We start from the raw sequence: 20,995 nt of genomic DNA, 5'->3' as shown, positions 1-20,995 counted from the left end.
AGCCGGCGATTCCCTCTGCTACGGGCTGATGCACCTGCCCGATATAGCTCTTATGATTGTCATAAGCCACACTTTGAAGGCCGGCCTCTCCTTCAAAAGACCGGAACGCCTTGCCAAGCGTGCCGCTTTTCATCCAGACATCCGACAGGTATCTGTTCATGGAATCGAGTTCCGACAGTACCGTTCCTACATTCATCTTTACGCCCATACCTTTCTCCTTTCCTGCTTATGTAACAGTGCTCATCCCTGCCCATTCACATGACGGTCAACCTATCTCCGTGACGTATTCCCGCCTGTTTGAATGTCAGATATGGATTCACATATGTCTTCTGCCTCCAGGACCTGACTGAGATGCCCTCCGGGGGCACTTCAAGTGTAAGCGCGCTGTTATCGTTCAGGATATCCAGCACATCCCGGATCCTCTGCTCTGACTTCACGCTGACATCTATCTTTCCATTATTGTACTCCGTACATATCGTTAATACTATCAATCCTGCGCTTCCTTTCCCTTCTAAGCTTTCCTGCATATAAGTATGCGGCGGCCAGCACGACGGCGGCGATAATCTCTATCCAGAATATTACGTCCGAACCGGTACCGGCTTCCTCTTTTTCTATTTTATTCCCGATATTTTCCACAGTCCCGGCAAACACCTGGCCGCGGATAACATCCAGCTTCTCTTCTCCGTCATTCGTAGTGACAAACACCTGCTGTCCGATATACGTTATGTTATGCATATTTTCCAGCTCTAAGGACTGTATCTTTTCTTGTGACCTGTCTTCAAATACTGGTAAGCCGTACAGGTCACAGAGCGAGATGCCGGTGGTGCTCTTCTGTTCTGTTATCACAGAAGTATCCCATTCTATATCTGTATCTTCCTGTTGAACCTGAACTTCTTCTGTCTCCATATAGCCTCCCATTGCGTTCATATTGCCAGACGCATCATCAAAAGGGGAGCCGGAGCACCCGGCCCTTGGCTCCCATCGCCCTATCTGCCTGAATTGGCCGCACTTGCAGCCTGGTCTGCCTCTTCATAGTATGTTGCATTCTGCTGCAGGCCTGTCCCGATATCCTGAATCAGATCCTGGATTGCCTGGAAGCTTGGCGCCAGTTCCTGATAGCGGGTTATGTACGCTTCTGCTCCCGCTCCCTGCCACAGCTCCGGCAGCTTGCTGTTGACAATCGTATCCAGGAATGAGCGCAGCTCCGTATACTCCTGCATTGCCTGTCCTGTTATCTGCTGTGCCTGAGTCTTCACGTCATCGCTTTTAATTCCTATGTTCATATGTATCCTCCTCTCTTCTTTTGATTTATAATTAGCATCTCTGGATGTTAATTATCCTTTTTCTTTCTACGCATTGACGCATTTATAGTGATAGAGGCTACGACGCCGAGGATGGCAAATGCACCGAGCACTTCCAGTACGGCCCTGCCGGTTTCCGAGGCCTCTTTTACATCGCTTCCTGACGCAGATGCAGCGTCATCTTCCATATTGCCGCCACCGGTATTGCCTGCCGTATTCTGCTCTGTCACCCAGAAAGGATCCACAATAAAGCGGCCCGCTTCTTGATTCTGTGCTTTTCCTATCCTTGTGTACGGTAATTTACCCGTAAAGCTCTCCATTCGTTCCTGGTTGTCCCGGCTGCTCTCTTCCTTTACTTTCTGTGCCCCTGCAAGCCCTTGTTCGACTGCTTCTTCCGAAGCTTTTGTCGCCTCTTGTATATGCTGCTGTAATGCCACTTCATTCGCCGTGTATGTCTCATAGGTCTTTGCCATGCTCTCCAGACGATCCGTGTCTTTTTCCAGTACCTCCTTCTGCAGGGAGCTCGTATTGTCGTGCATGTCTGCATATGAATCCTGTATTGCGCTACGGTCGATATGCCCAAGTGGATCATATGCTGTCAGCGAGCTTTGGAACGTGGACAGCTTTCCATCGGAATCGGCATAGCTGCTTTGGAAGGCATGTTTCACTTCATCGGCCCTGTTAAGCAGAGGGGATACGACATCGCTTCTGAGGCTGCCCATAATATCATCCAGTTTTGTCTGGCTGATTGGCTCAATCTTATAATCTTCATCCGCCGCCAGGTCAACGCCTGATGCCGCGAGGCTGTCCGCAAGCAGCCTGTCCGCCTCTCTTCTATTCTCCTGCGCGTCTCCTTCTGTGAAGGTTCCGTCCTCCTCTTCTACGAACCGTTCGATGCTGCAGTCTGGCAACAGGCTCAGAACGATTGCTTTTATCTCTTCTTTGTCCTGGATATCTGTCGAAGCCACTCCCACCCTATAGGTGCCACTGCTGTTCTGCCGGTAATCCGTAAGCAGCCGCTCCAGCTCTCCTACGTCTAAGGTTCCATCTGCCGCCGTCAGCGTGTATGCTGCTCCGTTCATCGTTACGGTCCCATCATGGACCGTCCAGGCCGGTAAAGAGCCTGTATCATATGTACCGGTACTCAGAACATCGGCGATATCGTCTGCCGCTGTCTGGATACCGTTGTTATGCTCTTCTATACCGTGGCGCATCCCCATCCAATATCTCTGTAGTACACCCAGATTCCCCTCCACAAGATCCAGCTTGCCTTGAATATTGTCTCTGTTGCTTTCAAGTGCCGTATTATAATCTGCAAGCAGCCTCTTTACCCCAGGCAGGCCCGGGTCATATATATCGTTTCCTTCCGTATCCTTTGTGACATCCAGGCCTTCAATCTGCCGGTTCGTATCGTCAAGCGATGCCTTTGCCTCGCTTCCTGCTTCCGCAAGCTGCCTCCTCCCCTCTTCTCCCCTGGCCACACCTGTTTCATACTGGCTCTGTATCTCTTCGATAGCAGTTACGTTTCCGAGGATATATTGTTGTATGTCCAGTTCCGTTATGCTCATATCCGGCTGTAGGAGCTGTGGGAATTCTATATATTTCTGCAGGTCATAGGCCTTGATTTCCAGCAGCACCGATGTATCTTTCTTATCATTTTCCATCACCTTTATGGCACTGTCCTGTGCAGTATGGAACTCCTCCAGAATCCCTTCCACATACAGCAGACTTACATTGTCCGCCATCGACTGTATGAAAGAATCGACCTGTTTAAGAATCGTTATCTTTTTCTCCTGGGCGAGCTGCTTATTGATCTCATATGTTATATTTGACTTAGACATCACCGTATTCAGACTTTCGATATCTGCTGAAAAGCCTGCCGGTATGACGATATAAGCCGCATAATCTCCTGTCTGCACTCCATTCCTGGCATCTTCCAGACCTGCGTATACATAATTGCCGCCGGAGAAATGAATCAGGCTCGCAGCATAATTGACCGCTCCGTCTTCTCTTCTCACGCCCTCGTCCAGATTCACCACCGCAATTATGCTGCTCTCTTCTTCCCGCCCGGCATCTGCCACATATGCCGTACTTACCCTTCCAGCTATAAAACCGGCCGCAAGCAACACAAGTGCAGCTACAGGCAATATAATCATACGGCCGACCTTCTTATTTCTCAAGCAGCCGCCCTCCTCTCCATACTCTTTGTCATTTTCTTAACTGGCAAAGACGAGCCAGTAACAAAGAGACCTGTCGTATTATATTACTATCTTATGATTTTAGTCTGTAAAATCAAAGCAGATTTCCTTAACTGGTCGATATTTGTCCTTCAAATTATCAGTTATAAACAGCAATTCAGATATCCGCTTTCAGACAATTTATACCATATATCTTCTTCTATGTACATAAATCGCCGCCGAACCGTCGGAGGCTTGTCTTTATTTGGCTATAATCTATAAATTCAATTGACTTTTTCTATAGAAATTGATACAATTGGAACAAGAACAGACAATATTTTAACAAGGAATATAGTAAATCGGGGTACTTGTATTCCAGTTTAGAGGACATATTGTTTGTTTATTTTAAGTTTTAGTTACTTTTTAAACAATCTGGAGGGATGAACTATGAACGCAACAACTATTTTACGTATTATTATCATTGTGTATACAGCAATCTTCGCCGTATACTGGATTAAGGACTGTGTAGCTCACAAAGAAGAGTTTACGGGCAAAAAAGTAATTCCGTTGTTCATCATTGGTGCTATTACAAACTTCCTCGATACGCTTGGTATCGGAAGTTTTGCAACTACACAGGCTGGCTTCAAGTTTACAAAATCAAGTCCTGACGAGACAATGCCTGGTACACTGAATATCGGTGATGCTATACCGGTCGTAACAGAATTTGTTCTTTTCCTGACATTAATTGAAATGGATACATTAACTCTTGTACTGTTAATCATTTCAGCAGTTATAGGTTCTTACATAGGAGCAGGTATCGTTTCCAAGATGCCTGTTAAGCAGATTCGTATCGCTTTGGGAGCCGCTCTTATTGCTCTCGCTATAATCATGGGCTGCAGATTATTATCATTCGGTCCATTCGGCGCTGTTGGTACGGCTACAGGCCTTACAGGCATTAAGTTAGTAATCGGTATCGTTGTCAACTTCTTCCTTGGAGCTTTCATGACAATCGGTGTTGGTCTCTACGCTCCTTGTATGGCTATGATTGGTGCTTTAGGTATGAACATACAGGCAGCTTTCCCAGTTATGATGGGTTCCTGTGCATTCCTGATGCCAGCATGCGGTATCAAATTCATCAAAGAAGGCAAGTATGACAGGAAAGCTTCTGTACTTCTTACAGTCGGCGGTGTAATCGGTGTACTTATTGCTTACTTCTTAGTAAAATCTATGCCTATGACCGTGCTTACATGGGTTGTAATCGTTGTAATGATTTACACGGCAATCACGTTCTTTAGAGATGCTTCCAAAGGTTAATTAATATAACAAATAAAATGCCACCCGGCCGGGTGGCATTTTTATTAACTTCTTTATTTCTTTTTCCCTGACTTATTCTTTTTCTTTTCCTGTATCTTGCGGTCCTGCTCTGCCTCAGCTGCCTTCCTCATCATGTTCATCAGCCGTATACGTTCTTTCAGAGGCAATTTTAAAGGTATCACATCTCTTTTCGTCTTATCCCGTATAAACTTTTCAAATTCTCCGGCATCCCCCATATTAAAATCTCCAAAAGGGAGTACATATAATTCTTCATTGTTCATAGCTATAAAATAGTTCCTGTCATCCTTATAGCAGCCTGATACCTCGCCATATTTTGCATTGTTCACTTCCTGGTATTCCGTATTCTCGACATCAAACCCGCTTTGACCGAATGTAAAGAAAATATCCGATTGATTTTTGTAGTTATCATCTACAGCTGCAAGTTTCGTGAACGCAATATATCGCCTCGTAAATATAAATATCAGAATCAATGCACCGATTATGCCGCAAGGCCATGCTGCAGATGGAATCTCCCTAAACGCCACAGCCAGTATGATAAAGCAGCCGGCAAACAAACTAAGTTTAAGACCTGTTCTCGGATTTTTCACTTTATAAGTAAATTTAATAAAATCTTTCAGTACCTCTTCTGTATGCTTCGTTGCCACTTTATAGATAGGTGTCATATTTTTTCTCCCTCCGGTATACTATTCTCCTCTCTCATTATATTATATTTATCTTACAACCACAAGAGTCACTTGACAAAGTAAGACAATCAGTAAAAACTTGTGTCTTTACTCTTTTACCACGGTAAAGTGCATTAAATTACACATCAAAATTCAAATTTAATCGTTAAATTGCATAAAAATTAATTTTTTATTTTACTTGTATTGACACTTAAATTTATAAATGTTATATTAATAGCAACTTAAATGTACGAAAACCAATGGCGGTTACCTCGAGCAAGGGAACTGCCTATTTTTAAAAAAGTACAGGTAAGTTAAAACCAATATGGTTGTAATTGCAGTTAAGCTGCCGCCGACCATTTCCCCCAAGAATGGTCCTGCGACAGTGGACTCCAATTGATATATACATCCTCTTTAGTAGGAGCATTCCCCAGCTTTGTATATAAACAAAACTGCAATGCAACGAGGAAAAACCTCTCAATGACATACCAAAAAGAAAGGGCACGACATATCGTATGTCGTGCCTTTTCTTTATCCAAAGGCGCAGATGGACCGGCTAATCTGCATAACTATACATAAGCTAGAATTATTATTTATATGAGCACATAAAAGAGAAGGAGGTCTACTATGCAAGACGAAAAAAGAAAACAAAGAGAGGCCACAGGCAAAAATGAGGACGCTTTGACAGACAAGGAAAAGGAACTGTCCGGTACCTGGGCTGCCGACGCTCAAGATGACCTAGAGGACTGGATCGAAGAACAGGGGATTCAGCTGAGGTATTAAATGGGGGTTTAAGTAAAGTGGCGGCGTGCGGGAAGCCGGGTGGCAGATGCTCCGATGCGTACGAGGCTCCGACTAATTCACGTATCCCTAACCATGCGGAATGCGCGCCGATAGCGGCTTACATCCCGCAGGATAAGGGCTACGGAAAGGATTCTACGCCTCTCCCGCTTATACCTTCGCATCTCCCACCCGGCTCCCCGTCCGCTATCTACTTCACTTAACAAGGGCGAGAGTGGCTGTGTGACATTACTGGCCAGCGGATGAACGCTGGCTGCGTCAGCTAGATGGAAAATGATAGCAAGCTTAACGTAAACAGCACATACAGTTTAAAACGTTGTATATTATCGAGTCAAACTCTTGCAGCGAGGCGTGCACGCCGTTGCTACAGGAAGAGCCGGAATCAGGCGGGAATGTTATCTCATATAACATCCCCATATCTGATTCCGGCTCTTCCTCATAATAATTTCATTCCGCCTTTTTAATAATATACCGGCACAGATAAATTCCTTCCGGCCGCCAGTAACGTCACACAGCCACCCCCGCCGTGCCAGTAAAGTAGATAGCCGCTGGGGAGGCAGGGGACAGATGCGCAGGTATAAGCGGGAGGGACGGAGAATCCTCACCAGATTCCTTGGCCCGTGGGGTGTGAGCCGCTATCGGCGAACATCCCACAGGCTTAGGAATCTGTGTGATAGTCGCAGTTCCCGGACGCATCGGAGCAGATGTTCCCTGCCTCCCCAGCGGCGTCCCACTTTACGTAAACTCCTATTTCTTGCGCATCTTCAGCTTCAGCAGCGCTGTCGCTTTCCTGCAGTCCAGTTCAACCATGTTGTTCTCTCCGACCACATTCGTCTCTGTTCCGTCCACGCTCTTATTGATATCTACGATGCCGTCCAGATAGTCGTTCACAACGACGAACTGAGCCACTGTCCCATTGAAATTAAGCCCCGTCACTGCAATTCCACGGGTTCCAAGCTGTTCGCATGTATTCGTGTAATCTACATCGCTGTTGCCCCATCCGTCAGATGATATGATAACCCCGTCCGCCCGCATGGCTTCCGCCCATACGGCAGTTCTTGTACCTACGAGCATCTTATCCTCGTTATCATCCGGCGTTCCCACGATGATGATTCCCATTAAATCCAAGTCCGTATCACTTGACACGACATCCAGCAATGGATCTCTGAAGTGATGTAATGATGTTTCCTTTGTTGATGGTCCTATTCCCATGATTACACCTCCTACTGCATGGACCGGATAATGCCGTCTCTGTACTCATTAGGTGTAACAAGTATCGGCATATTACCCATATCGATGATCGAGCGTCCGCCTTCGACTCCTGAAGGTTCCTTCGCGAATAAATGTGTGTCATACATAGCGCCCTGTCCGGCAACCTGTCTTACGATAAGGACACGTTTCTTGCCGGGTCTTACGATGTCGTGATATTCATGGCGTTCCGTGCACTTTTCACCCTTGAACTTTTTCAGCTTTTCGCGGTATGACTGGATGAACTTATCGCATGCACGATGCGCTGCGGTCGGACCGGGCCTTTCCTGCCCCATTCCGGCGGCAAGCGTGACATCGAAGGAGATTATGTAATCGTTATCCCCCGGAGTACCTGCACGGTTCAAATAAAGCTGGTCTTTCAGATTCCCCTCTGAAGACCCAAACTCATGACACTGTTTACCGTTGACATCCACGCCTGTAAGCATAACATATACGCCGGTTACGGTGTGGGTAATCCCTTCCCCGAGCTTTCCGAGCACTTTCGTCGATACAGGTATGATGTCCATGATCGTATTCGTCCAGCGGTCATGGTCGCCGGGCTTGATGATCTGGATATCGATTTTCTCAAGATGCTCTTCTTCCGCCACCAGCTTATCAAGCATTTCTTTACTGACTGTCATATGACCGTCAACCGTTATGTCATTGTGTTCTCCCCATTCTACATCGTTCATATGGAATGCTTTGATTACAAGACGTCTCAGGTCTTTTACTTCTTCAGCCAATTTAAGTCACCTCCGATATTTGACAACTATTGTCATACTAAGTTTACGATATGTCGGATTCTTTTCCGATATATCGTTATATCATTTTTCAAAAAAGGGCAGATGCAAAACATCTGCCCTTCGATTAGAACCTGCGTTCACTAAATCTTAGCTACATATTCGAATGGCAACGGAACAATCTTTCCTGGTGTCTGGATCTCAACTAACTGCTCCAGAGTTGCCTTTACGATCTGTGTCTGCTGTTCAACATTGTGCGGTCCTCCGGCATTAGCACCCATAGGTACCAACGGAGCAACTGCACGAGGAGTACCAGTCTGACGTACGACCGGTGGAAGAGCTGCAATAATAATTGTAGGAATTCCAGCTTCTTCAATCGCTCTCTGCACCAATACTGCAGAGCGGTGGCAGGTACCTCAGCCAGCAGTGAGGACTACTGCATCAACATCCTCTTCTTTGAACATCTGTGCGATAGCCGGACCAGTTTCACCTTTGAACTTCTCCTGGTTTCCGCCGCCGCCCATGAATCCTGCATGTACCGGAGCGCAAGCTCTGATAAATCCTTCAGCAGCTAATTCATGAATTCTGTCTATTGGGAACATACAGTTGATGTCTTTGTTAACATCACTGTTATCATACCCACCATGGGATACCATCAGCTCGCTGGATGGTGTTGTGTTCTCTATTTTTCTCCATGTAAAGTCACCGGCAAGATTGAATCTTTCCTGGCTCTTTGTATGAACACCGGCAGCTGTTGCGAGAGCGATAGACATGTCTTTCAGCTCTTTCGTTACAGGAGTCCATACTGATGGCGGAGTAATAGGAACGAATATTTCAGATTGTAAACCTTTAACAACCGTTAAACTCATTTTTAAGCCTCCTTATTATCCATACGTTGGCGCATCTCTTCTTGTTTGCGTCTTTCTTTTTCAATGTTGCTGATATACTTGTCATTTACCTCATCTCCAAGCTGTTCCGGAAAGCTCATGTTCCACCCTACTTCCTGGCCTACTTTCAGCTCATAGTCGCAGATAAACATTCTCTTCGGGGCTTTGAAGAAGCCCAGGCGTCCTTTCAAATCAACGCTGATGCTGCAGTCGTCGATATCCACGATAACGCCTTCCATGTAAATGACCTTATCACCATAATTCAAACGTTCATTGTTCATTCAACATTACCTGAATTAACTGTATTTTTCTTTACGCTTCTGGCTCATCGGAAGTGACTGCTCATTTTCAACGAGGTCAACCTTAACGCCTGCAGCAGCTTCAATCAATTCAACGTTTGTAGATTTAACGTTTGGATTCCATTTCTTCTCAGCAGCTTTCACATCTTCTCCTGCCATAGCAGCTTTCAGCATAGCTAATGCACGGACTGCATCTTCCTGGCAGAGCGTATTGTTACCAAGAATTTCATTCTCGATACCAGCTTCTGATTTGTTATTGTCAACCATGTAGTTCATGTACTTGTTACCAACAACAAGCGCACCCTGTACTGCACAGTAGGACATACCAACAACCGGAGTTCCTCTCATACCAATCTGCTCGATGTGGCTTGCAAAGTCGATATGGTTGTTACCGAAACCTTCTGTTGTTACGAAAGCTCCGTCTGCATCCATAGCTTCTACTGTCATGCCGACACGTCTGGATACATAGAATTTTTCTGCGTTGATCTGCGGGCTTCCTACGAATACAACGCCACAAAGGTCAACTTCCGGATCATGCAGGGCCTCAAGAACCAATGGCTCTCTCCAGTAATGTCTGGACATCTCTTTAGATGCAGGTCCGATACATGTCAGTGCATGGATACATCCGTCAAGCACTTCCAACGGAGATACGCATACAGGCACGTTTCCTAAGTCTACGTTAGCTCTTGCGCCAAGAACACCAACAGGCTCTACAGGAAGGATGAAGTTGTCATGCATAGCTCCCTGTCCCATGATCTCCTTAACGATAACAACTTTCTTCTTGCCAGGACGGCGAACCTGCTTCAGCTCTTCTGTATCAGATACAAGGCTCTCGTCAAGCTTCTTCATAACTTCACGGATTTCCTGCGTGATGAGGTCAAATGCTGTATGAGCAGCCATAGGTCCACGGCGCTCCATGTTCGTCTTTTCCTGTACAACGATGTTACCTTTGATAAAGATTTCGCCTTTATCCGGGCAGCTTGGACGATTCCACATAATGTTCTCGTCAAGGTATCCTTCTGAAGAACCGAACTCACCAATCTGAACTCCGCCTTCATCTACACCTGTCAGCATCATAACAACGCCGTCAAGTACTCTCGTAACACCTTCGCCGACTACGTCATCGCCTTCTTTTGTAGCGATTGGCTGAACGTCCATAACTGTTTCAGAATATGTGTGATATAAATCAGGTGTGATAACTTCCAGTTTGAAATCTTTAACCAGATCCTGATCAGCAATAACATCTGCTTCAATTCCTTCACGGATGTAAAGAGTTGTTCCTTCGATCTTTGTCTCAGGCCCTCTCTTAACTTCTGTGATAGTGAAGTGTTTTCTTGTTAAGCTTCTTACTACTTTTTCCTCGCCAGCTGCTTCCGGAGCTGCTGCTCCTGCTACTGCCGCTTCCGCGCCTGCCGGCAATGGAGCAACTGCTGCCGCGCCGCCGCCAAGAGCACCAACCGGGATTTCAAGATCGATATCTTTACCTTCCCCAATGTGGATTTTTAATGTTCCGCCTGCTGCAGGTCCTGCTACAGGTGGTGCAACCGGTGCCGGAGCCGCCGGAGCTTCTTCTTCCGGAGCTTCCTCTGCCGCCGGAGCGCTTGGAGCCTTTGCACCTTCTACTACATCTGCTGTAAGCGGGCAAAGTGAATCACAAGTCTTTGTAAGTTTTGCTCCTAAAACTTGTTCGATGGTCAATGCACCATCCAGGTTCAGTAATCCTGAGTCTACCAAATCATCAAAGATCGCTGGATCTTCAAGATTAGCAGCTTCGATTGTAACGCCTGCTTCGGCTCTACAACATAATACGGCAGGATCATGAGCATGTTCTTTAGCTGTTTCAGCTGTGATTGACATATTTGTTTCCCTCCTTGTTTGGTTTTGCTTAAGTATCCATTCTGGGCACTTATTAAAATTATATATACAGCCACATATGATACACGAAATACCTCTCGACTTCCGCCTGTAAAAGAATCGGGGGTCTTCTACAGTTCATCATGTGCGGCAGTAATACCATTGTCCGCAGACTTATTTTCCTTCCGGAAGCTGGTCTACTTCTTTAGAAACTGTAAGTCTCCTGTACAGAGGATGACCGATTGTTCTCATAACATGGTCTGTCTGATGGAATGTTTTCAGCTTCAGTTTCGGCGCGGAACCCATAACTGTATTTGAACAGTCAGAGCAGTTGCCGATAATGATGAATTCAGCTCCATCCTTCTTGAACTGGAGACACTTCTGTGCCTGGCCAGGACAGTTTCCAGGATTTTCGCACTTGAGCGCCGCTCCCGGTTTTGGCTCGATTGCCTGCTTACATCTTGCCACAGATACAACCTTGCCATTCATCTTTTCACAGATTTCACGCATACGGTCTTCGCTTCCGCCGCAGGCACATACCAACAGACCCACGTTAGCGCCGTGTAAATCTGGAAATTCAACTGTTACGATGATGCCGCCCGTCGTCTTTGTCACAGGCGCATCTAATGTAGTGGACTTTCCTGTAAATGGTCCGCCCATGATAATCTCTCCATATGTACCGTCGATGCCGCCGGCTTTTTCAATCATATCCCCCACGCATGTTCCAACCGGAACGTCCATATATACGTGTGGTTCATTTCCGCCGTTCAGTTTGCCGATAACTGTCATATTCTTGCTGTAGCAAGGCTTTTTAAGCTCTATAGCTTCTGCGATACGAAGCAGCGTCTCACAGTTGATTACAACCGCATCTGCCGCAGAAGGAAGCTGTGTAGGATCCAGAAGCTTTCCAAGCGCTTCTCTTACGACTGCTCTTTCCTCTCCCATCGGGTAGATATCCGGAAGAAGATGAATCGTAATATTATCTTCGTCTTTGATGGCTTCTCTTAATATCTGTATTGCTTTCTCATTTTTCTTCTTGATAGCAATGATACCTTTTGCAGCGTTACAGACTTCCATGCAGTATTTCAGCCCGCGGATCGTGATATCAGTCTGCTCTTCAAGCTGCCGGATGTTATGGCGAAGTCCCGGCTCGCATTCTGCTGCATTCACCAACACATAGCCGCCATTAAGGTCTGTCCCGATTTTGACTCCTGTCGGGAATCCGGCACCGCCCATACCAACGATTCCAGCTTCCTTTACCATCTCAAGCTTGCTGCCTTCTTTAATAGGTACAAACTCGTCTTTCTGCTCTTCATCAGGCTTGATGATAATACGGTCATCCGTCACTTCTTCCACTACACCGTACACGCTGGAAAAAATGTTAGCGCCAAGGCCTGCAGGTGTTGCAATCAAGGTACCTTTTTTAACTTCATCCCCAGCCTTTACGATTGCTTCACAGGGTGCACCAACATGTTGACGTAATAAAATCTGCACATTTCCCATGACATCTTTCTCCTTTATTTTCTTTTTTTATAAGTAAAAAACGAAACATACATCCCGTTTACTTATTACATGTCCGCAGCATACCATTTACGTTATTTATAAATTTTGTCTATAATTACAATATATTGTTATCGCTATTTTTTTAACACTATATGTGTCTTTTTTGGCGGAGGCATGTGGGAATCGAACCCACCCAGGACGCTCTTAACGCCCCACACTAGTTTTGAAGACTAGGAGGCACACCAGTCACCCATCTACCCCCATGGTTCTTGCCTCATGCGTCTTGACTATAACACAATTTTATGCATATTTCAACCGTTTTTATTTACTTTTTATCTTACCAAAAAATCATTGACTTTTCAAGGTTTATCGTACATAATAATTGTAGCAGACTGAACGTGATACTAGAATGCGGTCTAATTGTTAATTTTATATCGTTATTATATGCGATATGCGGTTTCTTCTGTAAAAGGCACTGAGGAGACAAGGGAATCTCCGATGTGTTTTTATAAAAACTTATAGGTATTGTCTATGAGTAAATTTTAAGGAGGTAATGAATTATGGAGTTAAAAGCAAATGTTAACTTCGATCGGTTTGAGCAGGCATTACAGGTAGTGGACGCTCACACCGTCGGCGAGTTCTGCCGTGTAGTCATTGGAGGATTTCCGGAGCCGGAAGGCAGCACAATGATTGAAAAGAAAAAATGGATGGAGAACAACTACGACCACGTTCGTACGGCATTGATGTTCGAGCCAAGAGGACATCATGATATGTTTGGGGCATTCCTGTGCGAGCCTGTCAACAAAGAAGCTGACTTCGGCGTAATGTTCATGGATACAGGCGGATACCTTAACATGTGCGGCCACTGTACGATCGGTGCTGTTACCGTCGCTGTCGAAGCCGGACTTGTAGAGTCCAAAGAAGGGGTCAACGAAGTCGTTCTGGAAGCACCTGCAGGGCTCATCCGTACAGAAGCTGTTGTAAAAGACGGCAAGGTTGAGCATGTCACGCTGACAAACGTACCGGCTTTCGTTTATAAAGAGAACCTCTCCGTTACAATCGATGGAAAAGAGATTCCATTTACAATCTCATTCGGCGGAAGCTTTTTCGCATTAGTTGATACGACGAAGATCGGCATCGAAGAGATCAGCCCGAAGACGGTTCCTGATATCACAAAATTAGGAATGAAGCTTCTCGATGTCATCAACAAAGAAGTTCCGGTTAAGCATCCTCTGCTTGACATTGATACGGTTGATCTGGTAGAGTTCTATGGACCGACACCTAACCCGGACAAAGCAACCATGAGAAACGTAGTAATCTTCGGAGATGCTATGGCTGACCGCTCACCATGCGGTACAGGAACTAGCGCGAAGCTCGCTACGCTTCACCACTGGGGAGAAATCGGCGTAGGCGAGGAATTCATCTACGAAAGCTTTATCGGCACTACATTCAAGGGTGTTATCAAAGAGACGACAAAGGTCGCTGACTACGATGCAGTAATTCCTATGATTACAGGAAGCTGCTACCTGACCGGTGTTGCTACATACTTGATCGACCCAACAGATCCATTGAAATATGGGTTCCAGGTCGGTTAATATCTGCCGGAATTAAAGTTGGTACTGCGGTAGTTATAGAAGCGGATTAGTTCATAATCCGCTTCTCTTTATATAAAGGTATATCAAGGCAGGCTGTGCAGCGCACATCTGTCCGCGGTACACGATATGTTAATCTAGAGAAGGGAATGGGTGACGATGCCACGAAAGCGACAGTCAACGAAGAGCCGCATCGTAAAAGCTGCCTGGAATCTGTTTTACAAGAACGGATATGAGCAGACGACCGTAGAGGATATCATCTGTGCTTCAAAGACCTCTAAAGGCACTTTCTACCACTATTTCAAAGGGAAAGAAGCACTGCTTAATTCCCTGTCATATCTGTTTGATGAAAAATACGAAGAACTGGCCGCAGTTATTGACCCGAATCTGTCTGCTTATGACAAGCTCCTGTTTTTAAACCATGAGCTGTTTTATATGATAGAGACAAGTGTAGATATCAAGCTGCTTGCACTGCTGTATTCTTCACAGCTTGTCACGAAAGATAAGAAGTCTCTTTCTGACAGCAAACGTTTTTATTTCAAGTGGATTACGGAGATTCTGGAAGAAGGTCTGGAAAAAGGAGAATTTAAGAACACGAGCACTGCCGAAGAGCTCATGGCCATCTATGCCATGTTTGAACGTGCACTGCTGTATGATTGGTCGCTTTTCAAGGGAAAATACTCACTTTCCCAGTACAGCGACAAGCTTCTGCCGCATGTGCTTGACACATTCGTAGACGGTGTATAAATAACAGACGGCAGCACAAACATGCCCCGGAATTCAGGAATCCATCCTTTATTCCGGGGCATGTTCATCTCAGCGGCATTTATTCTAAACCATGCACTCGTGCATGTCCTCTTCTTCAATGCCGGCTTTTGCCATCATTTCTTTCATCTGTTCCCTGTCGTCAAGCCCTGCACACCAGGACAGGCCGCAGCCTGCGGATATTGCCCTGGGAACCGGGATAATCCGTCCTGGAGCACCGTGTTTCTTACACGCCTTCTCCATTGCCATAGCATCAGCCGTCGTATGGAATGTGACGACCAGTTTTAACTCTTTTTTTCTCATGCCTATTCGATTACCACTTCGAAATAGCCTTCCTTCTCCGTCGATACCGCAGACTTTCCATGCTCTTTTGCATACTTTTCTACGTTCATCTTCTGATGTGGTTCTGTAACAAGAACCTTTACCGCCTCTTTGACCTCTTTCATCGCATCCGCCGTCAGCATAAGCGGCTCCGGGCAGGAAAGACCTCTCGCATCTACTTCCTTCATATTATTTAACCTTCTTTCTCAGAATACTACTTATAAACCTGTATTTCAATACAAAAACATAATTATTTGGCTTCTTTGCGCTTGTTTGTAAACGCGATGACAAAGCATGCCACGATGCAGATAACGCATGCGACTTTACCGTTAAACGGAACTGCCCCGGCAACAATCTCTCCGGTCTCTGCATTGGCCGCCGTACCGCTTGCAGCAAGACCAAGGTTATGGCAGAGCGCTGCTCCGACAAGCATTCCGATTACCGTAACCGCTGAGTCAGAAGAACCCTGGCCCGCAAGGATGAGCTGGCGCAGTGGGCATCCTCCTGCAAGTACGGCAGCAAAACCAACCGCATACATACCAAGTATATTCCACAGATGCTCGGAATGGGCGATAATTCCAGGCGTGTCGAATCCGAATACGAAGCGGCCTGTGGCTATGTTGAATATGAGCATGACTACGAACAGTCCGCCAATCACGCTGAACAAGTCGAAGTTTTTCATCAGGATGATATCACGGATGCTTCCTGCAAAACACATTCTGGACTTCTGTGCGAATGCGCCGAAGACAAGACCGCCTATCAGTGATGCTATGAGCGGCGCATGCATGCTTCCAGGTCCCGCTTCGCTCGCCTTCAAAAGGGTCGTCCCGATGGAAAGGACAAGTATCCCTAACATGAGAAGAGGAAGCACCGTGCCACCAACCTTATTCGTCACATGTGCCCTTCCGAGGCTGAACCCCTTCTTTAAAGCCACGACGCCGGAACCAACGCCGAGAACGAATCCAATCAGCGCTACCCACGCGTTAAGGTCCCCGGCGGACATCCGGATTACCATACGAAGCGGGCATCCCAGAAATACGAGAGAACCCGTCATAATGATAAGTCCGAGCACAAACCGTATCATCGGCGAAGAGCCTGCCGTAGAACGGTACTCTTTTGTCACCACGGAAATTATAAACGCACCGAGTACAAGTCCGATGATCTCCGGTCTTGCATACTGTACAACTTCCGCCTGGTGCATTCCCAGAGCCCCTGCCGTATCTCTGATGAAGCATGCGATACAGAACGCCATGTTCGCCGGATTGCCGAAGTATGCCAGGCATGCTGCCACAAGTCCGCATATCACACCCGCAAGTGCAAGTTTCTTCTTTGAATCAGATAAATTCATGTTTCTCCTCCTTTAGTAACTCTCATTTGGCTCAGTCCTTCTTAGTCACCCCTGATCAGTCTGACGCCAACTCCTGGACAGCCGCTATTGCGGTATCCACTTCTTCATCGGTGTTATAGTGGGAAAAGCTGAACCTTACAGCCCCCTGTTCCACAGTACCGAGCGCCTCATGCATAAGTGGCGCACAATGTCCTCCCGGCCTTGTAGATATCCCATATGCTGTAAGAAGTTCATCACTCACTTCTGAAGAATCATAATCACCTATATTGAGCGCCACGATTGCACAGCGCTCTTTTAAGCTATAATCGCCATATACTTTTACACCGGGGATATCCTTTACCCCGTTATAGAACCTCCACATAAGCTCCTGTTCACGTCCGCGTATCTTGTCAATCCCCTCTTTTTCCAGATAAGACAGCGCCGCATTCAAGCCCGCGATTCCATGTCCGTTCAGCGTACCTGCCTCCAGGGCAGTCGGCATCTCCGAAGGATGCGTCCTGCTGAATGTCTGCACCCCGCTCCCCCCGCTCTTCAGAGGGCGGACAGCCAGGCCTTCTCTTACATACATGCCGCCGATCCCCTGTGGGCCCAGCAGGCCCTTGTGTCCTGTAAAACACAGCACGTCTATGTTCATCTCCTGCACGTCGATTGGAAATACGCCGGCTGTCTGGGAGGCATCAACGACGAGAAGAACGCCATGCTTTTTAGCAATTTCTCCTATAGGTTTCAAGTCGACATAATTACCGGTCAGGTTCGATCCGTTCGTTATAACGATCATCTTTGTTCCGGGCCTGATCGCGGCCTCAATGTCTTCTGTTTTTACCGTGCCAAGCCTGCTGCTCCTTACAACCGTAAGCTCGGTCCCGCGTTCTGACATCTCATACAGCGGCCGGAGCACGGAATTGTGTTCCAGCATCGTCGTCACCACATGGTCCCCTGGCCCGAGAAGCCCTTTGACTGCCATGTTAAGGCTTTCCGTAGAGTTGGCCGTAAATACAATCTGTCTCGGATTCTCTGCATGAAACAGAGTGCATAATTTTTCTCTCGTATCATATATAATCCTGGATGCGCTCAGAGAGGCCTCGTTGGCCCCTCTTCCCGCGTTCCCCATCGAGCTCATAGCTTGTATGACCGCATCCAGCACTTCCTTCGGCTTGTGCATGGTAGTCGCTGCATTATCCATGTATATCATCCGTACATACGTCCTTTCAAATTCTAACATTTGTCTTCTATCATTTAGTATATTACCATTTATTCCCTTCGTCTAATCAAAAAGGCCGATAAAAAACACCAGTTATAGACAGATTCTATAATTGGTGTTTTCTGCTCTATTTATCCTGATATATAGACCTTACCACCTTGATGAAACGTTCCGCGGAGCGCGACAGCTGATAATTTTTATTATATACGAGGTTGATATTACGTCCTTCGTCTGCAAAAGGTATCGGAAATACGAGCAGATGCCCGTCTTCCGCCTCATCCGCAGTAGCCAGCCTGGACAGTATCGATACCCCCATCCCCCGACGCACAGACTTTTTAATCGTCTCCTGGTTCTCGATACTCGCTATGATATCCAGATCCGTCAGCTCCACGCCGGCACGCCGGAGCTGCTTCCCTGCCTCCTTGCGTGTTCCGGATCCTTCCTCACGCATGATGACGTGTTCTTTCATAATCCAGGATATATCTTCTCCGCCCCCGTCTTGTATCTGCCTGTACTTATCTGTATTGGGCGTGATGATGACAAGCTCATCCTTGTAGAACGGTATATATTTGCAGTGCTTCTTCTCCAGCACGGTGCCGGTGAAGCCCACCTCAGCAAGATGATCCACAATCTGTGCGATTACCTTGGTGCTGTCCGTCTCTATTATCTTCAGCTGTTCCTCTGGATATTTCTCACTGAATTTGATAAGCACCTTTGGAAGAAGATACTGAGACGGTATCGTAGATGCCGCGATGGTAATGCACTGTCTCTTCTCCTTCCTTGACGAGCCGAACTTTTCTTCTATCTGGCTCTCCAGATCTATCATCTGCCTCGCATATCTGTATAGCTCCCTGCCGTCGTCCGACAGGCTGACTTCCTTCGTATTCCTTACGAACAGACGGACATTCAGCTCTTTCTCCAGCGAAGAAATATGCGCACTCACCGTAGGCTGTGTCAGGAATAATTCTTTTGCCGCTTTGGAAAAGCTTCCGCCCTCCGCCACCTGTACAAAGGCTTCTAACTGTTTTAGATTCATTAGTATGCTACCCTCTCACTCTCTGCCCCGGTCTTCTTGGTCACCCTGATGCTGTCCATATATTCCAGAATCGGTTTCGCGCTTTTCCTGCTCGTGCCGAATATATCGCGCACCTCTGCTATCGTTATGACTGGATTCTCCCTGAGCCTTCCGCTGATGATCTCTCTGGCTTCATCCATATAAGATTTCAGCGTATACGTATCTTCCGTGACCTTCACAAGCAGTTCTTCCTGAAGCAGTATGTTCAGTATATCATCAGATATTTCCCGGCTCATCCCTTTCATGTCTATGTCCGTATAGCGTACGAAATCATACCCTGCTTTTTGGACTGCCCCGGTAATCAGGCCGGACACCTTATCATAAGTCTTGTCTTTACATACTTTAAACTCAGGCGAACAGAGGAATTCATCCACCCGCTTAACGTGGCCGTCCGCCTCCAGCAGCTCTACCACTCTGTCAAATACGTTAGGCTTCATTTTCTGGAAGTAAGTCATCTGAACTTCTGCCTTCTTCATGCCATACCGGTACGGATGCTTTTCCTCGAAGGCCGCCAGCGCCCGCGCAATCACTTTCGCAGCCTCACGGGCAGCGTCTGCATGCCATACATAAGTATCCTTTCTCATGGCAAAGGAATATACGGTCCCGCAGGCTTCCAGCTCTTTTACATCTTCTTGTACCTCTTCCATGGAAAGCGCGGTCAGCTTTGCCAGTTCGGCCAGCGTAATCATCGACTGACCGTGCTCTTTTATGTGAAGTTCAATCACGTCGACAGAAGAGCCGGATTCTTTCCGCCTAAGTTCTTCAATCGCGTCTTCCCGGAAACGCTTCTTCACTCCCGGATTCGGCTCCAGCACGACGCCGCCTCCAATCGTCTCCATCGGGGAATAAAACCGTACGACGAACTTGTCTCCTCTGCGTACCGCGATGCTTTCCTCCAGACGGAGCTGTACGTAACCGCTCTCTCCCGGACCTATCTCGTCCGCGTCGAGAAGGACTGCCCGGCAGAGCACTTCACTAGTGCCTGTAAAAAGATGCAGTCTTGCATGATGGGTCAGGACCCGCATAGACGACTCAAGGACGTCCAGACGCACATCCAGAAGGTCCGTCTCTTTCATACTATCGGGCGGAGCCAATACGCAGCCTCGCTTTATTTCCCGCTTCTTCACGTTAGACAGATTGATTGCCACACGCTGTCCGGCAAAGCACTCTTTTACATCCTGCCCATGTACCTGAATGCTCCTAATCTTACATGGCTTACCGACAGGATACATCTGCAGCGTATCTTCTTTCGCAATCGTTCCCGTTACGAGAGTCCCGGTTATGACCGTGCCAAAGCCAGAAAGCGTAAATACACGGTCAATCGGAAGCCTTGGAATCGTATGGATGTCTTTGGGCACCACTTCATCCCGTGTCATCCGTTCGATGATGCTTATCAATTCCGGCAGGCCATCTCCGGTTGCCGCTGACACCTTAGCGACAGGTGCATGTTCCAGAAAAGTTCCTTCCAGCTCATCTCTGACCTCTTCTTCTACCAGTTCCAGCCATTCTTCATCGACGATGTCACATTTGTTCAGAACGATGATGCTCTTCTCAATGCCGAGCAGATGGAGTATGTCCATATGCTCCCTCGTCTGGGGCATGATCCCTTCATCCGCGGCAACAACAAGCAGGACCAGATCCATGCCGACGACGCCGGCGACCATATTGTTGATAAACTTTTCATGGCCCGGCACGTCGATGATACCGGCACGGTCCCCGTTCGGAAGGTCGAAATAGGTGAAGCCGAGGTCAATCGTTATGCCTCTCCTCTGCTCTTCCTCCCACCGGTCTGTATTGCGGCCTGTCAAAGCCTTGATCAATGTAGTCTTTCCGTGGTCTATGTGCCCCGCCGTGCCTATAATAATGTTCTTCATAATTAAATGCTC

22 protein-coding genes and 1 tRNA gene are annotated in these 20,995 nt (G+C 46.9%); 4 read left to right on the top strand and 19 right to left on the bottom strand.

Going from position 1 to position 20,995, the window contains the following annotated elements; translation table 11 throughout:
• The 5 genes from HJV72_RS16480 to HJV72_RS16460 form a co-directional block, all read right to left on the bottom strand.
• Positions 1-208, bottom strand: a 208-nt coding sequence (locus HJV72_RS16480; protein ID WP_208072599.1) for a hypothetical protein, incomplete at its 3' end; no start/stop codon positions are given.
• A gap of 46 nt (positions 209-254) precedes the next feature.
• Entirely contained in the window at positions 255-491 is a 237-nt protein-coding gene (locus HJV72_RS16475; RefSeq protein WP_208072597.1) for a hypothetical protein, read from the bottom strand.
• A complete protein-coding gene (locus HJV72_RS16470; protein WP_208072595.1) occupies positions 457-906 on the bottom strand; it encodes a hypothetical protein in 450 nt (149 codons plus the stop codon). Before HJV72_RS16470 ends, HJV72_RS16475 begins: the two co-directional genes overlap by 35 nt.
• Positions 907-986: 80 nt before the next feature.
• Positions 987-1,283 (bottom strand): WXG100 family type VII secretion target, encoded by a 297-nt coding sequence (locus HJV72_RS16465; protein WP_006444987.1) that lies wholly within the window; start codon positions 1,281-1,283, stop codon positions 987-989.
• 47 nt (positions 1,284-1,330) lie between these two features.
• On the bottom strand, positions 1,331-3,481 hold the full coding sequence (locus tag HJV72_RS16460; RefSeq protein WP_208072593.1) for a hypothetical protein: 2,151 nt from the start codon (positions 3,479-3,481) through the stop codon (positions 1,331-1,333).
• Positions 3,482-3,925: 444 nt separating this feature from the next.
• Here HJV72_RS16460 and HJV72_RS16455 point away from each other — a divergent pair, with 444 nt between their 5' ends.
• On the top strand, positions 3,926-4,792 hold the full coding sequence (locus tag HJV72_RS16455; protein WP_208072591.1) for a sulfite exporter TauE/SafE family protein: 867 nt from the start codon (positions 3,926-3,928) through the stop codon (positions 4,790-4,792).
• Positions 4,793-4,845: 53 nt separating this feature from the next.
• Here the strand turns inward: HJV72_RS16455 and HJV72_RS16450 are convergent, their stop codons facing one another.
• The gene (locus tag HJV72_RS16450; protein WP_208072589.1) at positions 4,846-5,475 is read right to left on the bottom strand and encodes a YcxB family protein; all 630 of its coding nucleotides are present in this window, start codon (positions 5,473-5,475) and stop codon (positions 4,846-4,848) included.
• 627 nt (positions 5,476-6,102) lie between these two features.
• Between HJV72_RS16450 and HJV72_RS16445 the strand changes: the two genes are divergently transcribed.
• The gene (locus tag HJV72_RS16445) at positions 6,103-6,258 is read left to right on the top strand and encodes a hypothetical protein (protein WP_157039374.1); all 156 of its coding nucleotides are present in this window, start codon (positions 6,103-6,105) and stop codon (positions 6,256-6,258) included.
• Positions 6,259-7,023: 765 nt separating this feature from the next.
• On the opposite strand, the gene HJV72_RS16440 is transcribed toward HJV72_RS16445, so the two are convergent.
• From HJV72_RS16440 to HJV72_RS16410, 7 genes are all read right to left on the bottom strand, one after another.
• A complete protein-coding gene (locus tag HJV72_RS16440) occupies positions 7,024-7,488 on the bottom strand; it encodes a glycine/sarcosine/betaine reductase component B subunit (protein WP_049729950.1) in 465 nt (154 codons plus the stop codon).
• 11 nt (positions 7,489-7,499) lie between these two features.
• A complete protein-coding gene (gene prdD, locus HJV72_RS16435) occupies positions 7,500-8,267 on the bottom strand; it encodes a proline reductase cluster protein PrdD (protein WP_049729949.1) in 768 nt (255 codons plus the stop codon).
• 140 nt (positions 8,268-8,407) lie between these two features.
• Positions 8,408-9,133 (bottom strand): D-proline reductase (dithiol) protein PrdB, encoded by a 726-nt coding sequence (gene prdB, locus HJV72_RS16430; protein WP_082912698.1) that lies wholly within the window; start codon positions 9,131-9,133, stop codon positions 8,408-8,410.
• 2 nt (positions 9,134-9,135) lie between these two features.
• Positions 9,136-9,432 carry a CBO2463/CBO2479 domain-containing protein gene (locus tag HJV72_RS16425; protein WP_049729947.1) on the bottom strand — a complete coding sequence of 99 codons (297 nt, stop codon included), beginning with the start codon at positions 9,430-9,432 and terminating at the stop codon, positions 9,136-9,138.
• A gap of 15 nt (positions 9,433-9,447) precedes the next feature.
• Entirely contained in the window at positions 9,448-11,307 is a 1,860-nt protein-coding gene (gene prdA / locus HJV72_RS16420; protein ID WP_049729946.1) for a D-proline reductase (dithiol) proprotein PrdA, read from the bottom strand.
• 171 nt (positions 11,308-11,478) lie between these two features.
• Positions 11,479-12,825, bottom strand: a complete 1,347-nt coding sequence (gene prdC, locus HJV72_RS16415) for a proline reductase-associated electron transfer protein PrdC (protein ID WP_330619023.1) — start codon at positions 12,823-12,825, stop codon at positions 11,479-11,481.
• A gap of 146 nt (positions 12,826-12,971) precedes the next feature.
• Positions 12,972-13,069 (bottom strand) — tRNA-Sec (locus HJV72_RS16410).
• A 298-nt stretch (positions 13,070-13,367) separates the two neighbouring features.
• Here HJV72_RS16410 and HJV72_RS16405 point away from each other — a divergent pair.
• Positions 13,368-14,402, top strand: a complete 1,035-nt coding sequence (locus HJV72_RS16405; protein ID WP_006444975.1) for a proline racemase family protein — start codon at positions 13,368-13,370, stop codon at positions 14,400-14,402.
• Between the two features lie 156 nt (positions 14,403-14,558).
• Positions 14,559-15,146, top strand: coding sequence for a TetR/AcrR family transcriptional regulator (locus tag HJV72_RS16400; RefSeq protein ID WP_049729944.1), 588 nt, complete (start codon positions 14,559-14,561; stop codon positions 15,144-15,146).
• An 84-nt stretch (positions 15,147-15,230) separates the two neighbouring features.
• On the opposite strand, the gene HJV72_RS16395 is transcribed toward HJV72_RS16400, so the two are convergent.
• The 6 genes from HJV72_RS16395 to selB form a co-directional block, all read right to left on the bottom strand.
• On the bottom strand, positions 15,231-15,467 hold the full coding sequence (locus tag HJV72_RS16395; protein ID WP_049729943.1) for a DUF3343 domain-containing protein: 237 nt from the start codon (positions 15,465-15,467) through the stop codon (positions 15,231-15,233).
• A 2-nt stretch (positions 15,468-15,469) separates the two neighbouring features.
• On the bottom strand, positions 15,470-15,673 hold the full coding sequence (locus tag HJV72_RS16390) for a sulfurtransferase TusA family protein (RefSeq protein WP_049729942.1): 204 nt from the start codon (positions 15,671-15,673) through the stop codon (positions 15,470-15,472).
• A 62-nt stretch (positions 15,674-15,735) separates the two neighbouring features.
• On the bottom strand, positions 15,736-16,833 hold the full coding sequence (gene yedE, locus HJV72_RS16385; RefSeq protein WP_208072585.1) for a YedE family putative selenium transporter: 1,098 nt from the start codon (positions 16,831-16,833) through the stop codon (positions 15,736-15,738).
• Between the two features lie 55 nt (positions 16,834-16,888).
• Positions 16,889-18,025 carry an aminotransferase class V-fold PLP-dependent enzyme gene (locus HJV72_RS16380; protein WP_208072603.1) on the bottom strand — a complete coding sequence of 379 codons (1,137 nt, stop codon included), beginning with the start codon at positions 18,023-18,025 and terminating at the stop codon, positions 16,889-16,891.
• Between the two features lie 136 nt (positions 18,026-18,161).
• Positions 18,162-19,070, bottom strand: coding sequence for a selenium metabolism-associated LysR family transcriptional regulator (locus HJV72_RS16375; RefSeq protein WP_049729939.1), 909 nt, complete (start codon positions 19,068-19,070; stop codon positions 18,162-18,164).
• Positions 19,070-20,983 carry a selenocysteine-specific translation elongation factor gene (gene selB, locus HJV72_RS16370; RefSeq protein WP_208072583.1) on the bottom strand — a complete coding sequence of 638 codons (1,914 nt, stop codon included), beginning with the start codon at positions 20,981-20,983 and terminating at the stop codon, positions 19,070-19,072. Before selB ends, HJV72_RS16375 begins: the two co-directional genes overlap by 1 nt.
• Positions 20,984-20,995 lie beyond the last annotated feature (12 nt).

Origin of the sequence: Extibacter sp. GGCC_0201, from assembly GCF_017566055.1 — a bacterium.
Lineage (GTDB): Bacteria > Bacillota > Clostridia > Lachnospirales > Lachnospiraceae > Extibacter.
This window is presented reverse-complemented; position numbering and strand designations above follow the sequence as displayed.